The organism is Halorubrum gandharaense, from assembly GCF_054654575.1.
Window position 1 is genome coordinate 1,251,790 of sequence record NZ_BAAIET010000001.1, and the last position, 20,544, is coordinate 1,272,333.

General features: G+C 68.2%; 17 protein-coding genes, 1 tRNA gene and 1 pseudogene. 2 read left to right on the forward strand and 17 right to left on the reverse strand.

What is annotated here, in order from left to right; genetic code table 11:
• Nucleotides 1-138 precede the first annotated feature (138 nt).
• The 5 genes and pseudogenes from trpA to ACYQ07_RS05935 all read right to left on the reverse strand — a co-directional run.
• A pseudogene (gene trpA / locus ACYQ07_RS05915) lies at nucleotides 139-1,014 on the reverse strand (tryptophan synthase subunit alpha); the annotation flags it as partial.
• Nucleotides 1,015-2,304, reverse strand: a complete 1,290-nt coding sequence (trpB, locus tag ACYQ07_RS05920) for a tryptophan synthase subunit beta (RefSeq protein WP_459878721.1) — start codon at nucleotides 2,302-2,304, stop codon at nucleotides 1,015-1,017.
• Nucleotides 2,301-3,116, reverse strand: a complete 816-nt coding sequence (gene trpC, locus ACYQ07_RS05925) for an indole-3-glycerol phosphate synthase (protein WP_459878724.1) — start codon at nucleotides 3,114-3,116, stop codon at nucleotides 2,301-2,303. The genes trpB and trpC overlap by 4 nt, the downstream gene beginning before the upstream one ends.
• A gap of 175 nt (nucleotides 3,117-3,291) precedes the next feature.
• On the reverse strand, nucleotides 3,292-3,693 hold the full coding sequence (locus ACYQ07_RS05930) for a PIN domain-containing protein (RefSeq protein WP_459878727.1): 402 nt from the start codon (nucleotides 3,691-3,693) through the stop codon (nucleotides 3,292-3,294).
• 3 nt (nucleotides 3,694-3,696) lie between these two features.
• Complete coding sequence (locus tag ACYQ07_RS05935; RefSeq protein WP_459878729.1) at nucleotides 3,697-3,963, reverse strand: AbrB/MazE/SpoVT family DNA-binding domain-containing protein; 267 nt, start codon at nucleotides 3,961-3,963, stop codon at nucleotides 3,697-3,699.
• Nucleotides 3,964-4,211: 248 nt separating this feature from the next.
• Between ACYQ07_RS05935 and ACYQ07_RS05940 the strand changes: the two genes are divergently transcribed.
• On the forward strand, nucleotides 4,212-4,676 hold the full coding sequence (locus ACYQ07_RS05940; protein WP_459878731.1) for an MGMT family protein: 465 nt from the start codon (nucleotides 4,212-4,214) through the stop codon (nucleotides 4,674-4,676).
• A 43-nt stretch (nucleotides 4,677-4,719) separates the two neighbouring features.
• Here the strand turns inward: ACYQ07_RS05940 and ACYQ07_RS05945 are convergent, their stop codons facing one another.
• Nucleotides 4,720-4,962, reverse strand: coding sequence for a DUF7999 family protein (locus tag ACYQ07_RS05945; protein WP_459878733.1), 243 nt, complete (start codon nucleotides 4,960-4,962; stop codon nucleotides 4,720-4,722).
• A gap of 142 nt (nucleotides 4,963-5,104) precedes the next feature.
• On the opposite strand from ACYQ07_RS05945, the gene ACYQ07_RS05950 reads away from it, so the two are divergent.
• Nucleotides 5,105-5,887 (forward strand): 4-phosphopantoate--beta-alanine ligase, encoded by a 783-nt coding sequence (locus ACYQ07_RS05950; RefSeq protein WP_459878736.1) that lies wholly within the window; start codon nucleotides 5,105-5,107, stop codon nucleotides 5,885-5,887.
• A 63-nt stretch (nucleotides 5,888-5,950) separates the two neighbouring features.
• Here ACYQ07_RS05950 and ACYQ07_RS05955 read toward each other — a convergent pair whose 3' ends face one another.
• From ACYQ07_RS05955 to ACYQ07_RS06005, 11 genes are all read right to left on the reverse strand, one after another.
• The gene (locus ACYQ07_RS05955) at nucleotides 5,951-7,141 is read right to left on the reverse strand and encodes a dipeptidase (protein WP_459878741.1); all 1,191 of its coding nucleotides are present in this window, start codon (nucleotides 7,139-7,141) and stop codon (nucleotides 5,951-5,953) included.
• Complete coding sequence (locus ACYQ07_RS05960; protein ID WP_459878744.1) at nucleotides 7,138-8,316, reverse strand: M24 family metallopeptidase; 1,179 nt, start codon at nucleotides 8,314-8,316, stop codon at nucleotides 7,138-7,140. The genes ACYQ07_RS05955 and ACYQ07_RS05960 overlap by 4 nt, the downstream gene beginning before the upstream one ends.
• A gap of 130 nt (nucleotides 8,317-8,446) precedes the next feature.
• On the reverse strand, nucleotides 8,447-9,058 hold the full coding sequence (locus ACYQ07_RS05965) for a translation initiation factor IF-2 subunit beta (protein ID WP_459878747.1): 612 nt from the start codon (nucleotides 9,056-9,058) through the stop codon (nucleotides 8,447-8,449).
• Nucleotides 9,059-9,266: 208 nt separating this feature from the next.
• Nucleotides 9,267-9,341: transfer RNA gene (locus ACYQ07_RS05970), tRNA-Met, on the reverse strand.
• 159 nt (nucleotides 9,342-9,500) lie between these two features.
• Nucleotides 9,501-9,953, reverse strand: coding sequence for a GtrA family protein (locus tag ACYQ07_RS05975; protein WP_459878750.1), 453 nt, complete (start codon nucleotides 9,951-9,953; stop codon nucleotides 9,501-9,503).
• Complete coding sequence (locus ACYQ07_RS05980) at nucleotides 9,950-10,858, reverse strand: glycosyltransferase (RefSeq protein ID WP_459878753.1); 909 nt, start codon at nucleotides 10,856-10,858, stop codon at nucleotides 9,950-9,952. The genes ACYQ07_RS05975 and ACYQ07_RS05980 overlap by 4 nt, the downstream gene beginning before the upstream one ends.
• A 270-nt stretch (nucleotides 10,859-11,128) precedes the next feature.
• Entirely contained in the window at nucleotides 11,129-12,238 is a 1,110-nt protein-coding gene (locus tag ACYQ07_RS05985; protein ID WP_459878756.1) for an OBG GTPase family GTP-binding protein, read from the reverse strand.
• Nucleotides 12,239-12,867: 629 nt separating this feature from the next.
• Nucleotides 12,868-14,064, reverse strand: coding sequence for an orc1/cdc6 family replication initiation protein (locus ACYQ07_RS05990; RefSeq protein ID WP_459878759.1), 1,197 nt, complete (start codon nucleotides 14,062-14,064; stop codon nucleotides 12,868-12,870).
• Between the two features lie 1,041 nt (nucleotides 14,065-15,105).
• Nucleotides 15,106-17,571 (reverse strand): DUF2298 domain-containing protein, encoded by a 2,466-nt coding sequence (locus ACYQ07_RS05995; protein WP_459878762.1) that lies wholly within the window; start codon nucleotides 17,569-17,571, stop codon nucleotides 15,106-15,108.
• Nucleotides 17,572-17,840: 269 nt separating this feature from the next.
• Nucleotides 17,841-18,665, reverse strand: coding sequence for an MBL fold metallo-hydrolase (locus ACYQ07_RS06000; protein ID WP_459878765.1), 825 nt, complete (start codon nucleotides 18,663-18,665; stop codon nucleotides 17,841-17,843).
• A 4-nt stretch (nucleotides 18,666-18,669) separates the two neighbouring features.
• Nucleotides 18,670-20,523, reverse strand: a complete 1,854-nt coding sequence (locus ACYQ07_RS06005) for a radical SAM protein (protein ID WP_459878769.1) — start codon at nucleotides 20,521-20,523, stop codon at nucleotides 18,670-18,672.
• Nucleotides 20,524-20,544 lie beyond the last annotated feature (21 nt).

Sequence of the window (20,544 nt, forward strand, 5' to 3'; positions counted from 1 at the left end):
TTGTGTGAACGTGTGGCAATGGAAGGTAAGACGGTTTCGTTCGGGGTGGATTTAGCTCGATTCGGGAGGATCGCCGGCGGTCTCCGCGCCATCCGCCGCCTCGGTGGCCGGCGTCTCGCCCCCGTCCGCCTGCGCGCGCCGTTTCTCGTAGCCGCGCTCGGCGCCCGCCTTCAGCTCACGGGAGAGCGCCTCCAGCCGGTCGGCGACCTCCTCGGTCGGGAGGTCCTCCTCGACGCCCTCCGCGACGATGTCGACGAGCGCGGAGCCGACGATGATCCCGTCGGCGCCGCCGGCGACGATGCGCTCGGCGTGCTCGCCCGCGGAGATGCCGAACCCGACCGCCTTCGGCACACCGCGGGACTCCGTCCCGCGAGCCTCCGACTGCGCGTCGGAGACGTCGTAGCCGGCGAGTCGTTCGAGACTCTCGGTCGTCTGGTCGGAGACGTCCGTCTTCGCGCCCGTCGTGCCCAGGCGGGCCTGCACGTAGACGTAGCCGGAGACCTGGCTCATGATCCGGTCGAGACGCTCGCCCTCGGTGGTCGGCGCGACGATGAAGACGAGGTCGAGGCCGAACTCGTCACACGCCTCGCGCAACGGGTCCGCCTCCTCGGCCGGGAGGTCCGGGACGACGAACCCCTCCAGTCCGACCTCGGCGGCCTTCTCGACGAAGGATCGCGGTCCATCCGAGGAGCCGTACTGGTAGATGAGATTGTAGTACGTCATGCACACCAGCGGCGCGTCGACGTCAAGCTCCTCGACGAACTCGAAGAAGCGGTCGGGGGTCATCCCACCCTCCAGCGCGCGAACCACCGCGCCCTGAATGGTGGGTCCCTCCGCGATCGGCTCGGAGAAGGGGAGTCCGAGCTCGATGATGTCCGCGCCGCCGCGGTCGAGCGCCTCGACGTACGCGAGCGACGACTCGTAGTCGGGGTCGCCCACGGCGAGGTACGGGATGTAGGCGGGGCCGTCCGCGAACGCCTCGGCGATGGCCGCCGAGTTGCCGGTGTCCGCCATTCAGATCCCCCCCGAGAACAGCGACATGTCCGGCGCGTTCGCGATGTCGCGTTTGTCCGTCTCCTCGATCACGGCTTCGAGGTCCTTGTCGCCGCGGCCGGAGACGGTGACGACGACGCGGTCGCCGAGCGCCTCGTGGTGCTCCTCGAGGTAGGCGATCGCGTGGGCGGACTCCAGCGCGGGGATGATCCCCTCGGTCGAGGAGAGCCGGTGGAACGCCTCCAGTGCGGCGTCGTCGTCGACGGCGACCGGCCGAACGCGCCCCTCGTCGACGAGGTACGCCAGCTCGGGACCGACGCCGGCGTAGTCGAGCCCTGAGGAGACGGAGTGGCTCTCCATGATCTGGCCGTGTGAGTCCTGTAGCAGCTTCGTGCGCGCGCCGTGGAGCACGCCCTCCTCGCCCGCGAACAGCGACGCGGAGTTGGGCGCGACGCCGGCCTCCTCGTCGACCTCCAGCGTCGAGCCGCCGGCCTCCACCGCGTGAAGGTCGACGCCCTCGTCGTCGACGAAGCCCGCGAACGACCCCATCGTGTTGGAGCCGCCGCCCGCACACGCCACCACGTCCGTCGGGAGCGCGCCGGTCTTTGCGACCGCCTGCTCGCGTGCCTCCTCGGAGATGACCGCCTGGAAGTCGCGGACCATCACCGGGAACGGGTGGGGACCGACGACGGAGCCGATCACGTAGTGGGTGTGCTCGACGGTCGCCGCCCAGTCACGCATCGTCTCGGAGATCGCCTCCTTCAGCGTGCCGCGACCCGCCGTGACGGAGTTCAGCTCCGCGCCGTTGAGCTTCATGCGGAACACGTTAGGGCGCTGGCGGTTGATGTCGCGCTCGCCCATGTAGATCTCACACGGCATGTCGAGGTGGGCGGCGGCCATCGCAGTCGCCGTGCCGTGCTGGCCCGCGCCGGTCTCCGCGATGATCCGCTCTTTGCCCATGTACTTCGCGAGCAACACCTGCCCGAGCGCGTTGTTCAGCTTGTGGGCGCCGCCGTGGAGGAGATCCTCACGTTTGAGGTACACCTCAGTGTCGTAGCGCTCCGAGAGCCGCCCGGCGCGCTGGAGCGGCGTCGGGCGCCCGCCGAAGTCGGCAAGGCGCTCGCGGAACTCGTCCATGAAGCCGTCCTCGTTGTTGAGGACGTAGCGCTCGTAGGCGTCGGCCAGCTCCTCGATGGCCGGCATCAGCGCCTCGGGGACGTACTGGCCGCCGTAGCGGCCGAACTTGCCGTCCTCGCGGCCGCGGATGCGGCCCGGTCGGTTCGTGGGGTCTGAAATGGTCGTCTCGCTCATGTGGGTGTCTCCGTCGTTTCGTCCGTCTCGTCGCCAGTTTCCGCATCCTCACGCTCGGCGTTGACGAGCGCGCGCGTGTTCGTCTCCACGTCGCCGTCCATGATCGCGCTGCCGACGAGCAGCGCGTCCGCGCCCGCCGCGCGCATCCGGCGCACATCCGCGGGCGTCGAGACGCCGCTTTCGGCGATCAGGGTCACGTCATCGGGGGCTTCGGGCGCCACCGACTCGAAGGTTCCGAGGTCCACTTCGAGCTTTCCGAGGTCCCGATTGTTGACGCCGATGATGGTGGCACCCGCGTCGACGGCCGCCGCAAGCTCCGCGGCGTCGTGGACCTCCACGAGCACCTGAAAGCCGCGCTCGCGGGCGGCCGCCAGCAGGTCGGCGAGGTCGTCGCCGACGAAGCGGACGATCAACAGCACCACGTCGCTCTCGACGGCGTCGAGATGGGCCTCCTCAAGGACGAAATCCTTGCGAAGGACGGGCACGTCGACCGCCTCGCGCACGCGTTCGAGGGTCTCCGTGCTCCCGCCGAAGTGCTCCGGCTCGGTGAGCACCGAGAGCGCGGCGGCGCCGCCCGCCACCATCTCCCGCGCCAGCTCGACGGGATCGTCCTCGCGCGTGCCCTCCGTCGTCGGGCTCGTCGGCTTCACCTCCGCGATCACCGGGACGCGCCCGTCCGCCTCGGCGCGCGCGAAGGCGGCTTTGAGGTCACGCGGGTCGACGGCGACGCGTCCGCCGTCGCCGCCCGACCGCGACGCGGCGGCGTCGAGGATGGAGCGCACCGCCGGCGCCAGCTCGTTTGGATCGTCCATTAGTGTACACTAATGTACTTATCTGTTCATAAGGGTTGCGCACGCGGACGGGTGCGTGGGGTTCAGTCAGGGAGCCACCGGCGGAAGATGGCATCTACTGGCAACGTTGAACTCCGATTTTTCGGAGATGAAGTCGAACGGGACAGCCGGTCGTAGTGCCTGCGTATTGACAGAGTCACTCCGAAAATGCGGATTCCAGGGGTGTGCGGTCGAGGCCAACAGTGTCGTAGTCCTGCTCGGTCGAAAGAACGGACTCCTCGCTGGTGGTGACGAGTCCGGCATGAACTGCGTCAAATGGTGTGAGCTCGTACTCATCGAGGAACGTCGCGGCGGCCAAAACCGCGTCCTCGTGTTCTTTCGGTACGATCGGAACGAGTTCGAGCAGGTTAGTGATCGCCCGCGGCGCGTCGATCTCATACTGGGCAGTCTCACGGTCGTAGAACAGCACCAGCACCTCGGCATATGCGAGTATCGATGTGTGAATGTCATCGCGCTCGTCGAGAGCGCGGATTGCGGCCTCCTGAAGCCAGTCATCATTCTTCACCAACGCGATGAGAAAGTCAGTTTCGACGTACACAGATCACTCCTCACCGGTCTGTGACCGGGGTTCTGCTTCCTCTCGAACCTCTCGGGAGATCGCCTCACGCGCGTCTGATTTTAGATCGACGGCTTCCGTCTCTCCAAACGCATCGCCAACGGCAGCTCGGAGCCCCGCTATCGGATCCTCGTCGACGGGGAAGAGGGCGACATGACTCGGGAGCTCGACGATTCGATACCGGTTACCGAACCGCTCTCGGACGTTTTTTGGGAGGTAAATCCGCCCTCGTTCGTCCGTCGATTTTGACATGGTGTACTGCCTTATTGTGTGGGAAGATTCAAAAAGTTTCCCGCAATTATACTAGATTTCACGTCTACTGTCCCGTCTCCACCTGTTCCAACGTTCTTCACTGACTGCTCGTCCCGTACTGAGCGATCCGTGAGTCCCCTGTAGACCGGAGCCACGGCAGAACAGTAGTTCACTGAACGTAGATGCCGTATTCTCGTTCCCCCGGTCGCCGTCGCCCCTTTTAACCGCCCGGCCGCCGTCGGTCGCTCATGGACAGTGCAGGCACGTCGGGCGTCTTCGCCCGCGCGTACGACTCGCTTCCGGGCGCCGTCGAGGTCGGCTTCGCCGGCGGCCGCGTCATCGCCGTGTCGTTCCCGGAGGGGGTTCCGGACGACGCGCGCGACGACCACGAGCTGCTCGACCGGATCGGCGACTACCTCGCCGGCGCCGAGGAGGACTTCACGGACGACCCCGTCGGGCTCACCGTCCCCACCGACCGCCGATCGGTGCTGGAGGCTGTGCGCCAAGTGCCCTACGGCGAGGAGGCGTCCGTGAGCCAGGTGACCCGCATGGCGGGATTGGACGACAACGACGCCGACGACCTCGATCTGGTCACGACGGCGCTCCGCGAGAATCCGGTGCCGCTTTTGGTGCCCGACCACCGCGTGCAGGGCGGGCCGTACGCCACGCCGGGCCCGGTGCGCGCGACGTTCCGGCAGGTGGAGGGTCTCTGAACGCGACTTAAAAGAAAAGGGGGAAGGGTGACTCCGCTTGCGCTCACTCGCCGCCGTCGCGGTCGCGCGCGGCGGTGACCCGCCAGGCGTTGCCGCGACGACCGTCCCGGCGGAGCTCTAACTCGAGCACCGACCCCTGTTTCGCCTCCGACAGCGCGCGCTCGGCGTCCGGGCAGTCCACGCCGACCACCTGCAGGGTCGCGTTGCGCGGATGCTCACGGAGCGTCGCGGCCCCGTGGTCGTTCCGCTCCGATACGACGGTGTAGCTGCCGCTCCGTTCAGCCATGGTAATTAGTAGCACGGTTTCGGCAATAAATGTTGGGGCCGCATCACGATCCTCGACGGCGAACTATCGGGCTTGGCGGTGACCGGCAGCGATCGACCGCGGAGAGATGACCTTTAAACGGGGCCGTCGCCAATCTCCGAGCATGACGGAGGAGACGGCGATTCCCGAGGATCATCCGCGCTACGCCTCGCTCGTGACGAGACACCGAATCGAGGCCGGCGTTGAGAAGGGAATCACCTCGAAGCAGGGGCTGATCGCACAGGGTCGCGGCGAAGCGTTCGACTACCTGATCGGCGAGCGCACGCTACCCTCAGCCGACGACGCCGAGCGCGCGGCGGCCGCACGACTCCTGCTCGCCGACCACCCGGTGATTTCCGTGAACGGGAACCTGGCCGCGCTCGTCCCCGCGAAGACCGTCGAGCTCGCGGAGGCGGTCGACGCCGACCTCGAGGTCAACCTGTTCAACCGCACCGACGAGCGCATGCGCGCCATCGCCGACTACCTCCGTGAGCACGGTGCCGACGAGGTGAAGGGACTCACCGGTGACGGGGAGATTCCCGGACTGGAACACGCTCGTGGCACCGTCGACGCCGACGGCATCGAAGCCGCGGACGTGGTCGTCGTCCCGCTGGAGGACGGCGACCGCGCCGAGGCGCTCGACGCCATGGGGAAAACGGAGATCGTCGTCGACCTCAACCCCGGGAGCCGGTCACCACAGGTGGCCGACATTCCGGTCATCGACAACGTACTCCGAGCGATTCCGAACATCACCAAGCACGCGCGCGATCTGGCGGACGCGCCCCCGGAAGAGCTCCAGTACATCGTCGACTCCTTCGATGCGGACGCCGCGCTCGCCGACGCGGAGACGGCGATCCGCGAGGGGTCGTTCAGCGACGGTGATGAGGACGATACCGGAGACGACTGACGCTCGCGCCCGCGCTCGTTGTCACGCTCACTTTCAGGCCCACTCCCGCACTCACTCCCACGCTCACCCCCACGTTTCAGCCAACACGCGCCGCCAGTTCCGGAAGGCGATCCGCTCGACTTCGTTCTCCGTGTAGCCCCGACCGCGGAGCCGGTCGAGGATCCGCCGGAGGTCGGTCACGTCCCCGATGCAGTCGGGCAGCGTCGCGCCGTCGAAGTCGGAGCCGAGCGCGACCGACTCGATGCCGGCGTGCTCGACGAACCGGTCGAGGTGGTCGACGATCAGGTCGAGGTCGACGTCCGCGACGGGGTCGTGGCTGTCGATGGAGTCGTCGCCGCCGTCCGCCTCGTCACCCGTAGGGTCGCCACCTTTCGGGTGGAGGAACGCCGCCGACAGCGAGAGCCCGACGAGCCCGTCGCGCTCGCCGATCCGCCGGAGCTGCTCGTCGGTCACGTTGCGGGCGTTGGGACAGATCCCGTGCGCGCAGGTGTGGCTGATGACCGGCGGGTCGTCAGTCGTCGCGAGCACGTCGTCGACTCCCGCAGCGTTGAGATGCGCGCAGTCGACGAGGATCCCCCGGTCGTTACAGGCACGAACGAGCGCCTTCCCGGCGTCCGTTAGCCCGGGTCCGACATCGGGACCCGTGTCGTGCGCGAAGGGGACGCCGTGCGCGAAGTCGTTGGGACGCGACCAGACGAGTCCCACCGACCGGAGCCCGGCGGCGTACCAGAGGTCGAGGTTCGCGAGGTCGGTGCGGATGCCGGCGGCCCCCTCGACGTGGGGAATCGCGCCGAGCGCCTCCCCCTCAAGGCACGCGTCGAGGTCGTCGACGGATTCCACGACCAGAAACTCGTCGCTCGCGCGGTCCCAGCGGTGGAGCGCCCCGAACTGTTCGAGAACGACCGCCTCGGAGACGCGCTGGCCGACGGCCGGTGGGAGACCGCCGGCGCCGTAGTCCACGTCGTCGGCCGGCGACTCCGGGTCCCGCTCGTTGAGCACGAACGCGGCGAACAGCCCCGCCGAGAGTCCGGCCTCGCGGGCCCGCGGCAGATCGAGGTGACCTCCCCCATGCTCTGAGCCCGCAACGGCCCCCTCCAGGAACGACTCGTCGGCCGTCACTCCCTCGCCGGCGGTCTCCGCGAGCCGGTCCGGGTCCGTACACCGGAGGAGGGTGTCGTTGTGGCCGTCGATGATGGGCGGGTCGTGATGCGTGGCGTCGTGATCGTCGCCGGCGGGGGGATCCTGCCCGGTCATCGGACGATGTTGGACTCGATGTCCCGTGGGAAGTGCGTCAGCCACTCGATGCCGTTCTCCGTGATCGCGATCGTGTCGGAGTGGCGGTAGCCGAACTCCTCGGTGTAGAGGCCGGGTTCGATGGTGTACACCTGTCCGGGCGCCATGACGGCGTCGCCGCCGTCGTAGCGGTCGCTCCAGCCGCGGTCGATGTACGGCGGTTCGTGGCCGCCGAGCCCGATGTTGTGCCCGACGTGGTGTTGGGCGAGGTCCGTAATTCCCTGCTCTTCGAAGAACTCCCAGACGACCTCGTCGACGTACGACACCGGCACATCGGGGCCGAGAGCGTCGATGGCGATGTCCTGCGCCTCCACCATCAGGTCGAAGTAGTGCTCCTGCTCGTCGGTGTAGTCGCCGACGAACATCGTCCGCTCCAGCTCCGAGCGGTAGCCGTCGACGTTGGCGGACGCGCCCGTGATCAGCACGTCACCCTCCGAGAGGCGCTCGTTGGGGGTGTGCCCGTGGGGAAGCGCCGTCTCCGCGCCGGAGATGTAGCCGGCGTGGACCGGGCCGTCGCCACGCACGCGCACGCTGTAGGTGTCACCCAGCGTGTCGAGCATCGCCCGGCTCGCCTCCATCGAGGCGCGCTGGGACACCGTCGCCGGATGCGCGCCCACCTCCGAGTGGTCCGCGAGATACCGGTGGCCGAGGTTGGCCCACTTGGCGGACTCGCGGATCAGCTCCACCTCGGGGTCCGTCTTCTCCCAGCGCATGCGGTCGACCCACGACTGGGTTTCCACGTCGAGAAACTCCGAGAGCGCCGGCCCCTCGTACCCCATCACGCCGGGCGCGCCGTCGGAATCGGCGGCGACCGCCGACACGTCCAGCCCGCGCAGCATCTCGACGGCGGTCTTCAGCGGGTCGCCGCCGGGATAGTCGAAGTAGTGGTGGACGGCGTCGATGCGGGGGTTCGGCTCGACGCGCTCGACCTCCAGCCGCGGCACCGTCAGCTCGATGCGGTCGTCGGTGACCGCCAGCACCACGGGGCGCTCCGTCTGAATGTGGTGGAATCCGGTGAGATACTCGATGGCCGTCGCGCCGAACCAGACCGCAGCGTCCGCGTCGGTGTCCGACAGCTTGCCGCGCACCTCCGCCAGCCGCGCGTCGAACTCCGTCGCGGGGAGTCGGGTTGCCATACCACTCTCTCCGACGACGAGCGGTTAAACGGTCGGGTAGCGGCCGGACGGACCCCTTCGGATCGTCACCGGCAAGCGCCGACGAGTGCCGCCGCTCGCGGGAAGTGAAACCGGAGCGAAAACCGTGCGACTACTGCTCGCGGCGGGCGAACGCGAGGTTGCCCGAGACGTTCTTGATGTACGCTTTCACCGTGTCGCCCTCCTGTGCGCCGGGGACGAAGATCGTGTACTCGCCGCGCTCGGCGACGCCGTCGCCCTTGCGACCGGTGCCGACGATCTCGAGCTCGTAGGTGTTGCCCGACTCGATCGCCTCCTCCTGACGCTGCGTCGACGCAGTGGACTGCTTGGCGACCGGGCGGAACGCCCCACACGCCTCACAGCGGAGCATCGGCGTCCGGTCCTCGGTGACGAGCCGGGTGTCCGGCAGGCCACACTCCGAGCAGGTGACGAACGACTCGACGTACGAGTCGATCGCTCCCTGGAAGTCGCGCGGACGGAAGTTGCCGTTGTAGCGGGCGCGACCGGACTCGTACTGGCCGGCGGTCCCGAGCTCCTGTTGGATCTTCGAGTGAACGTGCTCGGGGTCGCGATCGAGCGCGTCGGCGATCGCCGACAGATTGGTGAGGCGGGTGAACGCCCCGTCCTTCTGCGTCTCCGGGTCCGGAACGGTCAGCCGCTCGTCGGAGCCCTGGAGGTCCGGAACCTCCTCCATGGCGCGGTCGAGGCTCGATTCGTAGTCCATGCCTGGGAAAAAGCAACCCCGACGGAAATCGCTTCCGGGTTTCGGACGACTGCGATCGCTGCCGGGCTTTGGGCGACTGCACGGCGGAAAACCCGGCGACGAACCCGGCGGCGAACGCGGGCGCTCGCCGAGCCAACGACTGCCGGGTGAGAAAACGGATGGGAGCGACACACCTCGGCCGAAGTCGGTGTGTCGTGGAGCAGAGAAGTAGCGGGAGGTAGATTTGAACTACCGATCTCCGGGTTATGAGCCCGGCGGAATCTCCTGGCTATCCCATCCCGCTATCATATCAAAACGCGGTGTAACGGTTAAGGGTTCTGATTCGCCCGCCTGTGTGCGGTTTCCTCCCGTGGAGGACGGCGTTCGGCGCGTCGTTCGCTTATAAGCGCTCGCCGGCGTGCTCGGCGGGGTTTCGCCGGGAGTTCCGGGACCGGGAGCATGCTCACTCCTCGTCCGTCGTCACCCGCCACGTGAACAGGCTCTCGGCGACGTAGTTGACGAAGAACGCGGCGCCGATGGCGATCGGCATCGTCAGCGCGTCCCAGACGTTCGTCCCCGCGACCGTCACGACCACGTCCTGACGAGTGAGCAGGAAGACGACCGTGACCTGCACGAGAACGCCGCCGGAGCGCACGGCGTACGACCGGACCAGTCGTCGGAGCTTCGGCCCGAGACCGGCCTGCCCGTAGTTGGGAAACGTCCAGCGGTCGTTTATCAGGAACATCGTCGCGATGGCGAGCGCGGCGCCAACGACCTTCGCCGCCTCCGGCGGCAGGTCCGTCGCGAGCGTCAGGCTCGCCGAGACGGAGAGGTCGATGGTGGCGCCGACCGCCCCCACCGACGCGAACTTGCCGAGCCGTCGCCCGGTCGCCAGCTCGTCGAGGACGCCGCTCATCGCGTTCCGTCGCCTCCGGGTGCGGCGTCCGGCTCGGAAGTCTGCGTTGTCACGACGGATTGGCGGCCGATTAGCGGCGTCTCGCTTCCGCCGAGTGCAGCCCGCGTGGCGTCCAGTCGCCGGTGGATTCGTGAATCGGCAGCGATCCCGGCCCGGTGGCGCGCGGCGAGCAGTCCGGCGAACATCCCGATCGTGTCGCGCACGGGCGAGACGGTCGACCCGGGCTGGTCCTCCCACGACACCGGCACCTCGCGGAGTCGGCAGCCGAGCGCGGCCGCGACGGCCACGAGTTCGAGGTCCCACGCAAATCCGGACTGGTGGAGGTGCGGGCGGACGGCGTCCCACGCCGCCGGCGACAGCGCCTTCGCCCCGCACTGGTAGTCGTGGAGTCGCGCGCTTGAGGGGGCGCCGGCGCGTCCGCTGACGGAGCCGACCACGCGCCGGGCCAGCCACGCGAACCCGTCGCCGAGGTAGCGTCGAAGGTGCCCCTGATGGCCGGCAACCCGGGATTCGGGATGGCGGCGCGACCCGACCGCGAGGTCCGCCTCGTCCGCGAGGACCGGGTCGACCACGTCGGCGACGGAGTCCGCGGGCGTGGCGCCGTCGGCGTCGACGAAGACGAACGCGTCGAGGTCGAGTTCCCCAGCAGCGTTCGCTTGGCGGAGTGCCTCGAATCCGGCGGTGAGGGCGGCGCCTTTTCCACGCCGAGCGTCGACGGCGTTGACCTCGACCGGGACCCCCTCGTTTGCCCCCAGTTCGCGGAGGTCGTCCGCCATGGACGCGTCGGCGGCGTCCAGCTCGATCCGCACGACCTCGGGGTCGAGCCGGTCGTTGAGCACCCGGACGTACGCCGAGAGCGCGTCGACCGGCGGGCGGTAGGCGGGGACGACGATCCCGAGTGACATGCGAGGGGGTTCCAGCCGGCCGGTAAAAAGGCGTGTGACTCCGGCGGAGCCGGATCGCCGTCGATCGGGCCCGTTGAAAGATCTAGAAAGTGATGGTTTCTCTCTCTCTACGGTCAGCACAGATTCTTCGAGAAGTGACACCGGGGAGAGTGTTGCAGCTCGCCGCCGGCGATGTGGGATAGAGACGGCCGAGAGCGGTTGCGATGACCGCTTATCACAGTCCCGTTCGCCGCGCTCGCCGAGCGCGCCGGCTCCCATCACGCGAACGCCCTATTTCCGGGCGACGATACGGAGCACGTCCTCGTCGGCGAGCTCGTGCGTCTTGCCGACCTGCTGGTCCTCGTGTTTCGCGCTCGGGCCGGAGACCCGCGCGAACTTGAACCGCTCCTCGAACTCGCCGCCGATCTTCGTGCAGGCGTCCTCGACCGTCGCCCCCTCGAAGAGGATCAGCGGCTCCTCGTAGTCGACGCCGCGGCCGGGCTTGTCCATGTAGATCCGGATGAGGCCGAGCTCCTCCCAGAGCCGCTCTTTGAACCCGTCGAGCCCCCGGCCCTCCTCGGCGGAGATGAAGACCACGTCGTCCGGATCGAGGTCGCGCTCCCGGAGCTCGGATTTCACCGTCGGCAGGTAGTCCTTGTCGATCAGGTCCGCCTTGTTCACCGTCACCATCGACGGGAGATACACCCGGTTGTCCATCACGGCGTCGACGAGCTCGTCGATCGTGAGGTCGTGGGGGATCGTCACCTTCGCGTTGACGTAGCCGTACTCGCGCAGGACCTGTTTGACGGTCTCCTCGTCGAGGCTCACCTCGTCGCTCATCGTCACGCCGATCCCGTCTTTGTGCGTCTTCCGGACGTTGATGTTCGGCGGCTCCCTGTCGATCCGGATGTTGGTGTTGTACAGCTCCTCGTTGAGCCGGTCGTACTGCTCGATCTCGAAGACGGAGAGCATGAACACGACCACGTCCGCCGTCCGAACGACCGAGAGGACCTCCTTCCCGCCACCGCGCCCGCCGGCGGCCCCCTCGATGAGGCCGGGCACGTCGAGAATCTGGATGTTTGCCCCGTTGTACATCAACATTCCGGGGTTGACGTCCAGCGTCGTGAACTCGTAGGAGCCGACCTCGCTGTCGGCGTTGGTGAGGGCGTTGATCAGCGTGGACTTGCCGACGCTCGGGAACCCGACGAGCGCGACGGTCGCGTCACCGTGCTTCTCGACGGCGTAGCCGTGGCCACCGCCCGCGGAGGACTGGTTCTCCAGCTTCTCCTTTTTCTCCGCGAGCTTCGCCTTCAGGCGACCGATGTGGGCCTCCGTCGACTTGTTGTACGGCGTCGAGGAGATCTCCTCGCGGATTTCGTCGATCTCTTCCTCCAGTCCCATTATGTTACCGTGAGCCGCTCCGGTCGTTAAAACTGTTCGTTCCCGGGGCGACGACTGCGGGCGTTCCGGTGTTGGGACTTCGCCGGCGGTCGTCGGTGGTTGGCGGTGGTTGGCGGTGGTTGGCGGTGGTCGTCGTCAGTCGCTGGCGACCGTCAGGCTGTCGGCAACCACGAATTTCGGCGCTGAGAGCGGTGAACGAGCGGAGAATGGGCGTAGATGAGGGTGAGTGAGAGTACGTTTCGTGTGTTCTTCGGGAAGGGGAGGGTTGGTCGTGCAGCGTTGTGGCAGTGTGAACTACCCCATCCTACTTGCTCCCGTTGGTCGCTCCTTGAGGGAAGAGCATTCTCGCCTCAATTCTGGTAACGAGTGGACCTTCGAGGGGTCGAGGTCTGAGAAGGGCCGAGGTGTGAGAGAGTACGTTTCGTGTGTTCTTCGGGCGAGGAGGGGGTCGGGTTGGTGGTAGGGTTGGTGGTAGGGTTGGGGGTCGTGTCGGGTCGGTCGGTTTGAGCGCGCGCCGGTCGCTCCACTGCAGCCGGCGTGTGGGAGAAAGAGAGTACGTTTCGTGTGTTCTCGCCGGATTTGTCGGGGCCGCCAACGCCGGCAACCCCGTCAGCACCGCCGACCGCGGGTCAGTCCGTCATCTGCGCGATCTCGGCGCGGGTTTCGAGGACGATCCCCGCATCGAGGTCGAGCTCGTACTCGTAGTACTGGCCGCCGCCACGCCCCTGGTTCCGCTCGTGTCGAACCAGAAATCCGAGCATGTGAAGGTCCGAGAGGTGGTCCTGAACGCTCTTGAGCGTCGTCAACGGCGAGGCGCCGTAGGCGGCGGCAACCGACTCGTACGTCTCCTGTACCTCCTTCGATCGGGCTGGGAGCTCGTCGTCCTCCTCCAACGTCGCGATCGCCTCGAGGATGTACTGGGCGTGTTCGGTCTGGTCGCGGATCTTGTTCTGGAGCCGTCCGCGCTGGACGAGACTCCGCGCGGTCTCAATGTGGTCGTCGGTCACGCGTCCGTCACCCTCGCGCTCGGCGACCTCCGACCCCACACGCAGGAAGTCGATCGCCTGCCGGGCGTTGCCCATGTCCTGGGCGGCGAGCGCCGCCGCCTTCGCGATTGCCGACCGGTCACAGACGCCGTCGACGAACGCGCGGTCCGCGCGGTGTTCGAGGATCGTGTGGAGCTCGCCGGCGTCGTACGGGCTGAAGGAGATCTCCGTCTCCATCAGCGTGTCCTTCACCTTCGGTGAGAGCGACCGCCGGAAGGTGTAGTCGTTGCTGATGCCGACGATACCCACGAGCGCCTCCGTGATGTGGCCGTTCGCCCGCGCCCGCGGCAGCTCGTACAGCAGCGTGTTGGCGTCGTCCAGATGGTCGATCTCGTCGACGACCACGATGTGCGTCCCGCCGAGTCGGTCGAGTTGGGCGTACAGGTCGTCGAACGCGTCGCCCGTGCCCAGTCCGCGTTTGGGAAAGTCGCTGGCGTCCTCGGGCAGGAGCTTGTTGACGAGGTTCCGCACTACCTGAAACAGCGTCCGACCGTTGCAGTTGATCTGGTGGATGTGGAGGTCGTCGGTCTCCTCGCGCGAGGCCACCTCCTCGCGAAGCTCGTTCATCATGTACTCCGTCACAGCGGTCTTCCCGAGGCCGGCTTTTCCATACAAAAAGACGTTCTCGGGCTCCCGACCGAACAAAATGTCCTGCAGCGCGTGGCTGTACGCCTCGATCTCCTCGTCGCGTTCGAGAATCGTCTCCGGCTGGTAGCTCTCCGTGAGGACCGATTTGTCGGCGAAGATGGTCTCCGTGATATCCGTGAAGGGCCCGCCCATTCGTTACCTGACGATATCCACAGGTCACTCATAAAACCACGGTATGTCTGTTTCGTGTGAACTCGGCTCCGCGGTGTCATCGAGATCCGCCCATAGCAGGCCCCGCCATTCCTCCTCACACCAACTTCAAAACACACGAAACGTACTCTCTCACTCTCTGCCGGGCGTCGAACCGTCCGACGGTCGTTCTGTGACGGGAATGGTCTCTCAGTTGTGAACACACCTTTGGGTGAGAGCCGGCAGGTCACGTGGACTCCCTCGGAGCCAACATGAAGTGCGGAGTACAGACCGGGGTATGGTGTACAGACGAGGCTGTGCAGCGTACGCCTGCGGAACACACGAAACGTACTCTTTCACACCACTTGCCCTCCCTCGCGTCCGAATACGCGGGAATTCCGCCACGGTGTTTCGGGCCGAGCGTCTGCTTGCCCTCCGATTCACCCTGCCCATTGCTCTACCCGTCCCCTCTCCGCAGAACACACGAAACGTACTCTCACTCACCCCCGACCCCGCCCCGGCGCCGCTCGTTCACCGCTCTCGGTGACGTGTCCGCCGCCGGCGACCGCGGTCGCACGCCAATCCTCACCCTCGTACTCCCTACCCCTTCCCCTACCTCTGCCCCTACCCCTTCCCCTACCTCTGCCCCTACCCCTTCCCCTACCTCTGCCCCTACCCCTTCCCCTACCAACCGGAACACACGAAATCCACTCTCTCACACCACCCCGACCGCACGAACCACCCGACACCGAGGACGAGAAACACACGAAACGTACTCTCACTCACCCGATCACCCACCGGCGAGCTCGTTCGGCGCCACTAGGCGCCCGGCTGATTTCGACTCCGACATCCGCTCGCTGGGCGCGTTCTGGAACCCGCTCCGCGAGCATTCGCCGAGCGCCCGCAGAGCGCCCGCGGAGCGGCTACTGGATGCTTGCCGAACGCTCGCCGCCGGCATCGACTTCCCACGAAACCCTGTCAACGGAACATACGAAACGTACTCTCTCCTTCTCCCTCTCCCCGTCGCTTCCTCTTTCCCGGACCTTACCCGTCAATCCGGTAGACGCGCACGGCGTCGTTCTCGAAGACGACCACGCCCTCCTCCGCGAACGAGACGGCGCCGTAGCGCGTCTCCTCGGTGGGACCGACCCAGACGTAGTCCACGCCGTAGGCGTCGAGGACGGCGGCGCGCTCCTCGTCGTCGCCGGCGTACGCCCGGTCGACGTCCGCGACGCGGTCGTAGTAGGCCGTCTCGCCGCGGTAGCCCACCTGATGTGCCCAGCCGGCGACGGTCGGAATGCCCGTCAGCGTCGAGGCGGGATTCGCGTCCCAGGTGTACATCCCGGGATGGCCCGGATCCGCCGCGAGCCCCTCCGGCGACCGACTCGCGCCCGGCGACTCCAGCAGCACGTCCTCGTGGGTCGCTTCGGCGTCGAGCCAGTCGATCGCCTCGGCTTCGTCGGGATGCTCCGCGGCGGCGAAGGCGGTCGCGTCCAGCGTCCCCGCGTCGTGGCGGTCGAAGTGGTCGGCGAGCGCCAGCCCCGCGTACGGCGCCGCGAGCAGCACCAACACCACCACGAACCCGCGTGCGACCGTGTCCGCGCTCACGCTCGGCACGGCAACGGGACTCGCCTCGCGCAGCCGGTGGAGGCCTGACCCGCGCAGCCGGTCGATGCCTGCCGACGTGCTCCCGGCCGATGCAGTACGTCCGCCACTCCCGCCGAAGCCGCCGTCCCACAGCTCCGACAGGACGACGCCGAGCGCGACGCCCCACAGCGCCCACACCTGGAAGTACACCTTGAACACGGTGTTGAGCCGTCCGGGCCCGGCCTGCTCGGCGACGTAGACGAGTTCGACGATCCCGACGAGCCCGGCGCCCCCGACCAGCAACACCGTCTCGAAGCCGACATCGCGCCCGAGTCGGAGCGCCGCCCACCCGAGCGCGAGCAGCGGGAGCACGACGGCGAGCGCCGGGGGCCCCATCACCACACTCACCACACCGACGACCACAACCGCCCCGATGAGGGGAAGCCGTCCGCCGTCGCTGCCGATCCGCCCGACGAGATACGCGAGGAATCCGGCGAGGAACACACCGTGGACGAAGAGGAGCTCGCCCAGCCCGGAGCGGTCCGCCGCGTCGAGCAGCGCCGGCTCCTGTCCCGACGACGCACCGAGGAAGAACGGCGCACCGACGAGGAAGCCGAGCGCCCCGACCAGCGCGGTGACGACGAGCGCGCCGCCGGTCCACTCCAGCTCGCGCGCGAGAACGCCCGCGGAATCTGCGTCGTCTCCCGCTGACTCCCCTTCGCCACTCCGTAGCCGGTCACGAACGTCCTCACCGCCCGGGATCAGCGTGAGGGGGCTCGCCGGCGCGAACGCCAGCGCGAGCCAGAACACGCCCAGCACCGTCGGGAAGTCCCACGTGTGAACGAGGATCTGCGTCCCCGCAATCAGCGGTACCGCGACGAACGCCAGCGCACGCCGCCGGCGAAGCGCCGCGGCGGGCGTCCGCCAGTAGGCGAACGCGACCCCCGCCGCCAGCAGGAGAAACGGCGCGCCCATCATGTGCGCGTGGAGGTCGCCGTTGAGGAAGCCGAAGAAGGGGAACTCGTTGATCGCCCCCTCCGTCACCCGGCTGGCGTCCCAGTACCAGAAGCCGCCGGCACCCTCACGGAGGTCGGCGGGCGAGACCTGTCCGGCCGCGAGCGCCGTCGCGGCGCGGTCCCCAATTCCGCCCGGAAGCGCCCCGACGACGACCTGCATCGCCGTCACGAGGTTCCCCGCGGCCACGACGAAAAACGCGCCGGCGATTCCGGCCCGAAAGCCGTGGGCCTCGACACGCCGGTCCGCCCAGCCGCGGTCGGCGGCGAGCGCCGCGGCGACGCCACGCGCAAGCTCGAAGGCGGCGGCCGCCAGACTCGCGTAGAACCCGGCGAGCGCGAGGTTGTACGCGAATGCGGGCTCCGTGCCGGTCAGGTACGTCAACAGCCCGGCTGCGAGGTGACCGCCGTAGTAGTAGTTGAGCGATTCGCCGGCGAACCAGACGTCGTAGATCGGGACGGTGTCCGCTCGCATCACGGCCCGCAGCAGGCCGAAGTCGAGGAACTTCTCGCCGCCGGCCGCGTTGACCGCGGGATCCGCCGCACGAACCGCCACCAACAGCAGGAACGCGCCGACGAACACGACGGCGGGCGCCGCGACCGCCCGACGGTTGACGGGTCCGAGGCCGGGCGCGAGTGCCACCCGTCCCTCCCGCAGCGCCGCGCGGTCGAGCGCGAGCGCGACCGAGAGCCCGGCGAGCGCGAGCAGCGCCACCCAGAGGGTGTGTCGCCCGAAGCCGAGATACCCGGTCCAGTAGCCGACGACGATGAACCCGAACAGTCCAAGCGTCGGCGCGAAGCCGGCTCCCCCGCCGGGGAACTCCCGGAACACCCGGGCACACAGCGGGAACGCGAACGCCGAGAGCCCGGCGAACGCGAGGAGCCACCACGCGACGAGCACGTACTCCATGGAGGCACACGCGAGCGCGCGACCATACCGCTTCGGGTTCCGGTCGACGGACCCCGTTGAGATCTCCTTCTGCAGACGCACCGCACCCGCACCTCACGCCTCCCCAGCCGCGGCGGAACGTGCGCCGGCGGACCGCAACGCAGCGCCGGCGCATGCCCGCCTCCCTCGCGCTCCGGCGAGCGCCCAGCGGGCGCTCGCCGGGCGCGCCACGTTGACTGTGTCACAAAAGGGCCGAGTACTCCACGGTCGCAAGCCGTGGCGAGACGCTGCTACTTGGCGCTCCACTCCGCGCCGATCCGACCCTCGTCGGCAAGCTTTCGGAGGTGCGCACGGACCGTCGCCCGCGCGAGGTCCTCCACGCCAGTCAGGTCCTTCTCGTAGGCCGCATCGAGCACGGCGTCCACGTCGCTCGCGCCGGTCTCGACCGCGTTGAGCACACGCTCCTCCCTGCGGAGTCGGTGGTCGATCAGCCGAGAACAGCAGTCTTCGGGATTCTCGATGACCGGCCCGTGACCCGAATATAGTCGGTCGAAGCCGGCGTCCCGAACCCGTTCGAGGCTCGCGAGGTAGTCGACGAGGTCGCCGTCGGGCACTCCGACGACGACGCTCCCCTCGGCGACCGCGAGGTCACCACACAGCAGGGCGCGGGTCGTCGCGCTGCCCACGTCCACCGTGCTTCTCTCATCCCCCACACCGACTGCGAACCCGAGGTGGTCCGGCGCGTGTCCCGGAAGTTCCCACGCGACGACGCCCGTGTCCCCGACCTCGTCGCCGTCCGCGAGCGTTTCGTCGGGGGCGACGCCGGTCGCCTCCAGAAACCGGTCGGCGTGTGCGGCGTGCGCGCACACCGTCGCGTCCGTCTCAGCGGCGTACGCCGCGACGGCTCCGACGTGGTCCGGATGAGTGTGAGTGACGGCGACCGCCTCAATGTGGGGCGCGTGGTCGGCAACCGCCGCGTCCAGATCCGCCGTCCGGGCCGCGGGGTCGACGAGGAGCCCGTCCACGAGATAGGCGTTCGTCATCCCGCCGGGCGCTCGCGTGTCGACGGACACGGGCACGCGGGTGATTCGCGAGAGCGACTCCTCACCCTCCATCCACTCAGTTCCCGCGGGAAAGCTTCGAGCGCGCGCCGTCGCCCGTTCCGGATCCCTCCCGATCGCGACCCGGGATCGCCGCGCCTTCGGGGTCAACGGTCGCAAACTTCACAAAGTCGGCGACGCCGGCGTCGACCTCCTTGACCGAGGCGTACGGCCGGCCGACGATGATGTCGCCCGCCGTGTTCCGGTTGATCCCCGGAATGGCCGTCAGCTCATCCATCGACGCCGCGTTGGCGTCGAGCGGGTATGGGACGCCCGTGATCGAGCGGTAGCCGTGGTCTGTCACCGCCACGTCGATGGCGGAGCCGAGCTCGCGCTCGCCGGGCACGGCGACGAGGAGGGGGTAGGTGCCGAGCTGTCGCCCGAACGTCTTGCCGTCCTGGTGGTACTCCAGATGCACGTCCGGCAGGACGGTTCCGGGGGGCACCACCCGGTCGAGCATCGGGTTGTCGATCGTCTCGCGGACCTCCGACTTGTACGCCTTGAACTGTGTTTTGTGGTCGTTGGCGATCTCCGCTCCCGTCTCGGCCATCTCCGTGCCCGCGAACGCCATCACCTGTCGGATGTTGATCCGGCGGAGCATCAGCCCCTCGTCGTACACCTGCTGGAGGAACCGCTTGTTGTGCTCGAACGTCTCCTCGCGTTCCCCCTCCAGCCCGTGCACGAGGTTGATCCCGGGCAGGAGCTTCGGGAGGCGCGGGGCGGCGTCCGGCCCCGTCGAGGGCCCAAGCACCCGGTCGTCGCTGCCGGGCGTCGTCGCCGGCGTGTCGCCGGGGCGCCAGCCGCCCTCCTCGTTGACGACGCGAACCGCCTCCAGACACTCCTCCGCCGAGACGAGCAGGTTGTTCTTCTCGCGAACGACCGGATCCGCCGACTCCAGCCCGAACGCGGCCGTGTCGCCGGGCGTGTTGTACTCGGCGATCACCCGGATCGCCTCCCGGGAGGCCTCGGGATAGTCGGTGATCGTCACCGGGTTCATGTTGTCGAGGTGGAGCGTCTCCAGATCGGGCGCGACCTCCCGAATACCGCTGTACAGCTCCCGGAGCGCGTCTGGATTGGGTGCCTCGCCGTCGCCGCCGAACGCGAGAATGTCCGCCTGCCGGCCGAGCCGGAAGTGCTTGACCCCGCGATTCGAGAGCGCGTCGACCTCCGACACGACGCTTCCCGGCGTCCGGAACGACGGGTTCCCGTACAGCGGCTCCGTACAGAACGAGCAGCGGTACGCGCAGCCGCGGGAGGTCTCCATCTCGCAGATGAGGTAGTCCGGGTGGTTGGGATGCTGTTCGACGACGAACGCCCCCGCAGCCGCCCAGCGGTCCACCTCCTCGTTGTCGCGCATCCGGTCGCCGAACCCCTCCAACCCCTCACTGACGAGGTCGTAGGCGGCGGCTTCGATGTCACCCTTGGCGACGAAGTCGTAGTCGAGGTCGTCGCGCTCCATCTCCTGGCCGCCGGCGTTCTCCTCGCCGACGCCGAAGCGGACTGGCCCGCCGAGCAGGGTGATTCCCTCGGCGGTCCACGCGAGCTCGCGCACCTCGTCGGGCTCCGCCGGCGTCCCGCCGACGTACTTGCCCGGGACGGTCATCCCGCCGACGTAGATGAAGAGGTCGGCGTTCGCCACGTCGGCGTGTTTGCTCCGGTCCTCGCGAAGCTCGTCGATGGTGTGGTAGGTGACCTGCGACTCGGGAACGCCGGCGTCGACGAGCGCGCCGGCCGTGTACCGCGGGTACGTCGAGAGGTACGGCGGCACGCCGAAGTGTGCCGGCTCGTCGACGTAGCCGTCGACGATGGTGACGGTGAGGTCGTCCGGATGCGGCGGCCCGGAGCCGCCGGCGGACGCGGCCGAATCGGTCATGTTACCGGTCGTAGTCGGCCG

Bases quoted from the DNA above. Each gene is read 5' to 3' on its own strand.
- trpB (WP_459878721.1), bottom strand. From the start codon at position 2,304: ATGAGCGAGACGACCATTTCAGACCCCACGAACCGACCGGGCCGCATC.
- trpC (WP_459878724.1), bottom strand. From the start codon at position 3,116: ATGGACGATCCAAACGAGCTGGCGCCGGCGGTGCGCTCCATCCTCGAC.
- ACYQ07_RS05935 (WP_459878729.1), bottom strand. From the start codon at position 3,963: ATGTCAAAATCGACGGACGAACGAGGGCGGATTTACCTCCCAAAAAAC.
- ACYQ07_RS05940 (WP_459878731.1), top strand. From the start codon at position 4,212: ATGGACAGTGCAGGCACGTCGGGCGTCTTCGCCCGCGCGTACGACTCG.
- ACYQ07_RS05945 (WP_459878733.1), bottom strand. From the start codon at position 4,962: ATGGCTGAACGGAGCGGCAGCTACACCGTCGTATCGGAGCGGAACGAC.
- ACYQ07_RS05950 (WP_459878736.1), top strand. From the start codon at position 5,105: ATGACGGAGGAGACGGCGATTCCCGAGGATCATCCGCGCTACGCCTCG.
- ACYQ07_RS05955 (WP_459878741.1), bottom strand. From the start codon at position 7,141: ATGACCGGGCAGGATCCCCCCGCCGGCGACGATCACGACGCCACGCAT.
- ACYQ07_RS05960 (WP_459878744.1), bottom strand. From the start codon at position 8,316: ATGGCAACCCGACTCCCCGCGACGGAGTTCGACGCGCGGCTGGCGGAG.
- ACYQ07_RS05965 (WP_459878747.1), bottom strand. From the start codon at position 9,058: ATGGACTACGAATCGAGCCTCGACCGCGCCATGGAGGAGGTTCCGGAC.
- ACYQ07_RS05975 (WP_459878750.1), bottom strand. From the start codon at position 9,953: ATGAGCGGCGTCCTCGACGAGCTGGCGACCGGGCGACGGCTCGGCAAG.
- ACYQ07_RS05980 (WP_459878753.1), bottom strand. From the start codon at position 10,858: ATGTCACTCGGGATCGTCGTCCCCGCCTACCGCCCGCCGGTCGACGCG.
- ACYQ07_RS05985 (WP_459878756.1), bottom strand. From the start codon at position 12,238: ATGGGACTGGAGGAAGAGATCGACGAAATCCGCGAGGAGATCTCCTCG.
- ACYQ07_RS05990 (WP_459878759.1), bottom strand. From the start codon at position 14,064: ATGGGCGGGCCCTTCACGGATATCACGGAGACCATCTTCGCCGACAAA.
- ACYQ07_RS05995 (WP_459878762.1), bottom strand. From the start codon at position 17,571: ATGGAGTACGTGCTCGTCGCGTGGTGGCTCCTCGCGTTCGCCGGGCTC.
- ACYQ07_RS06000 (WP_459878765.1), bottom strand. From the start codon at position 18,665: ATGGAGGGTGAGGAGTCGCTCTCGCGAATCACCCGCGTGCCCGTGTCC.
- ACYQ07_RS06005 (WP_459878769.1), bottom strand. From the start codon at position 20,523: ATGACCGATTCGGCCGCGTCCGCCGGCGGCTCCGGGCCGCCGCATCCG.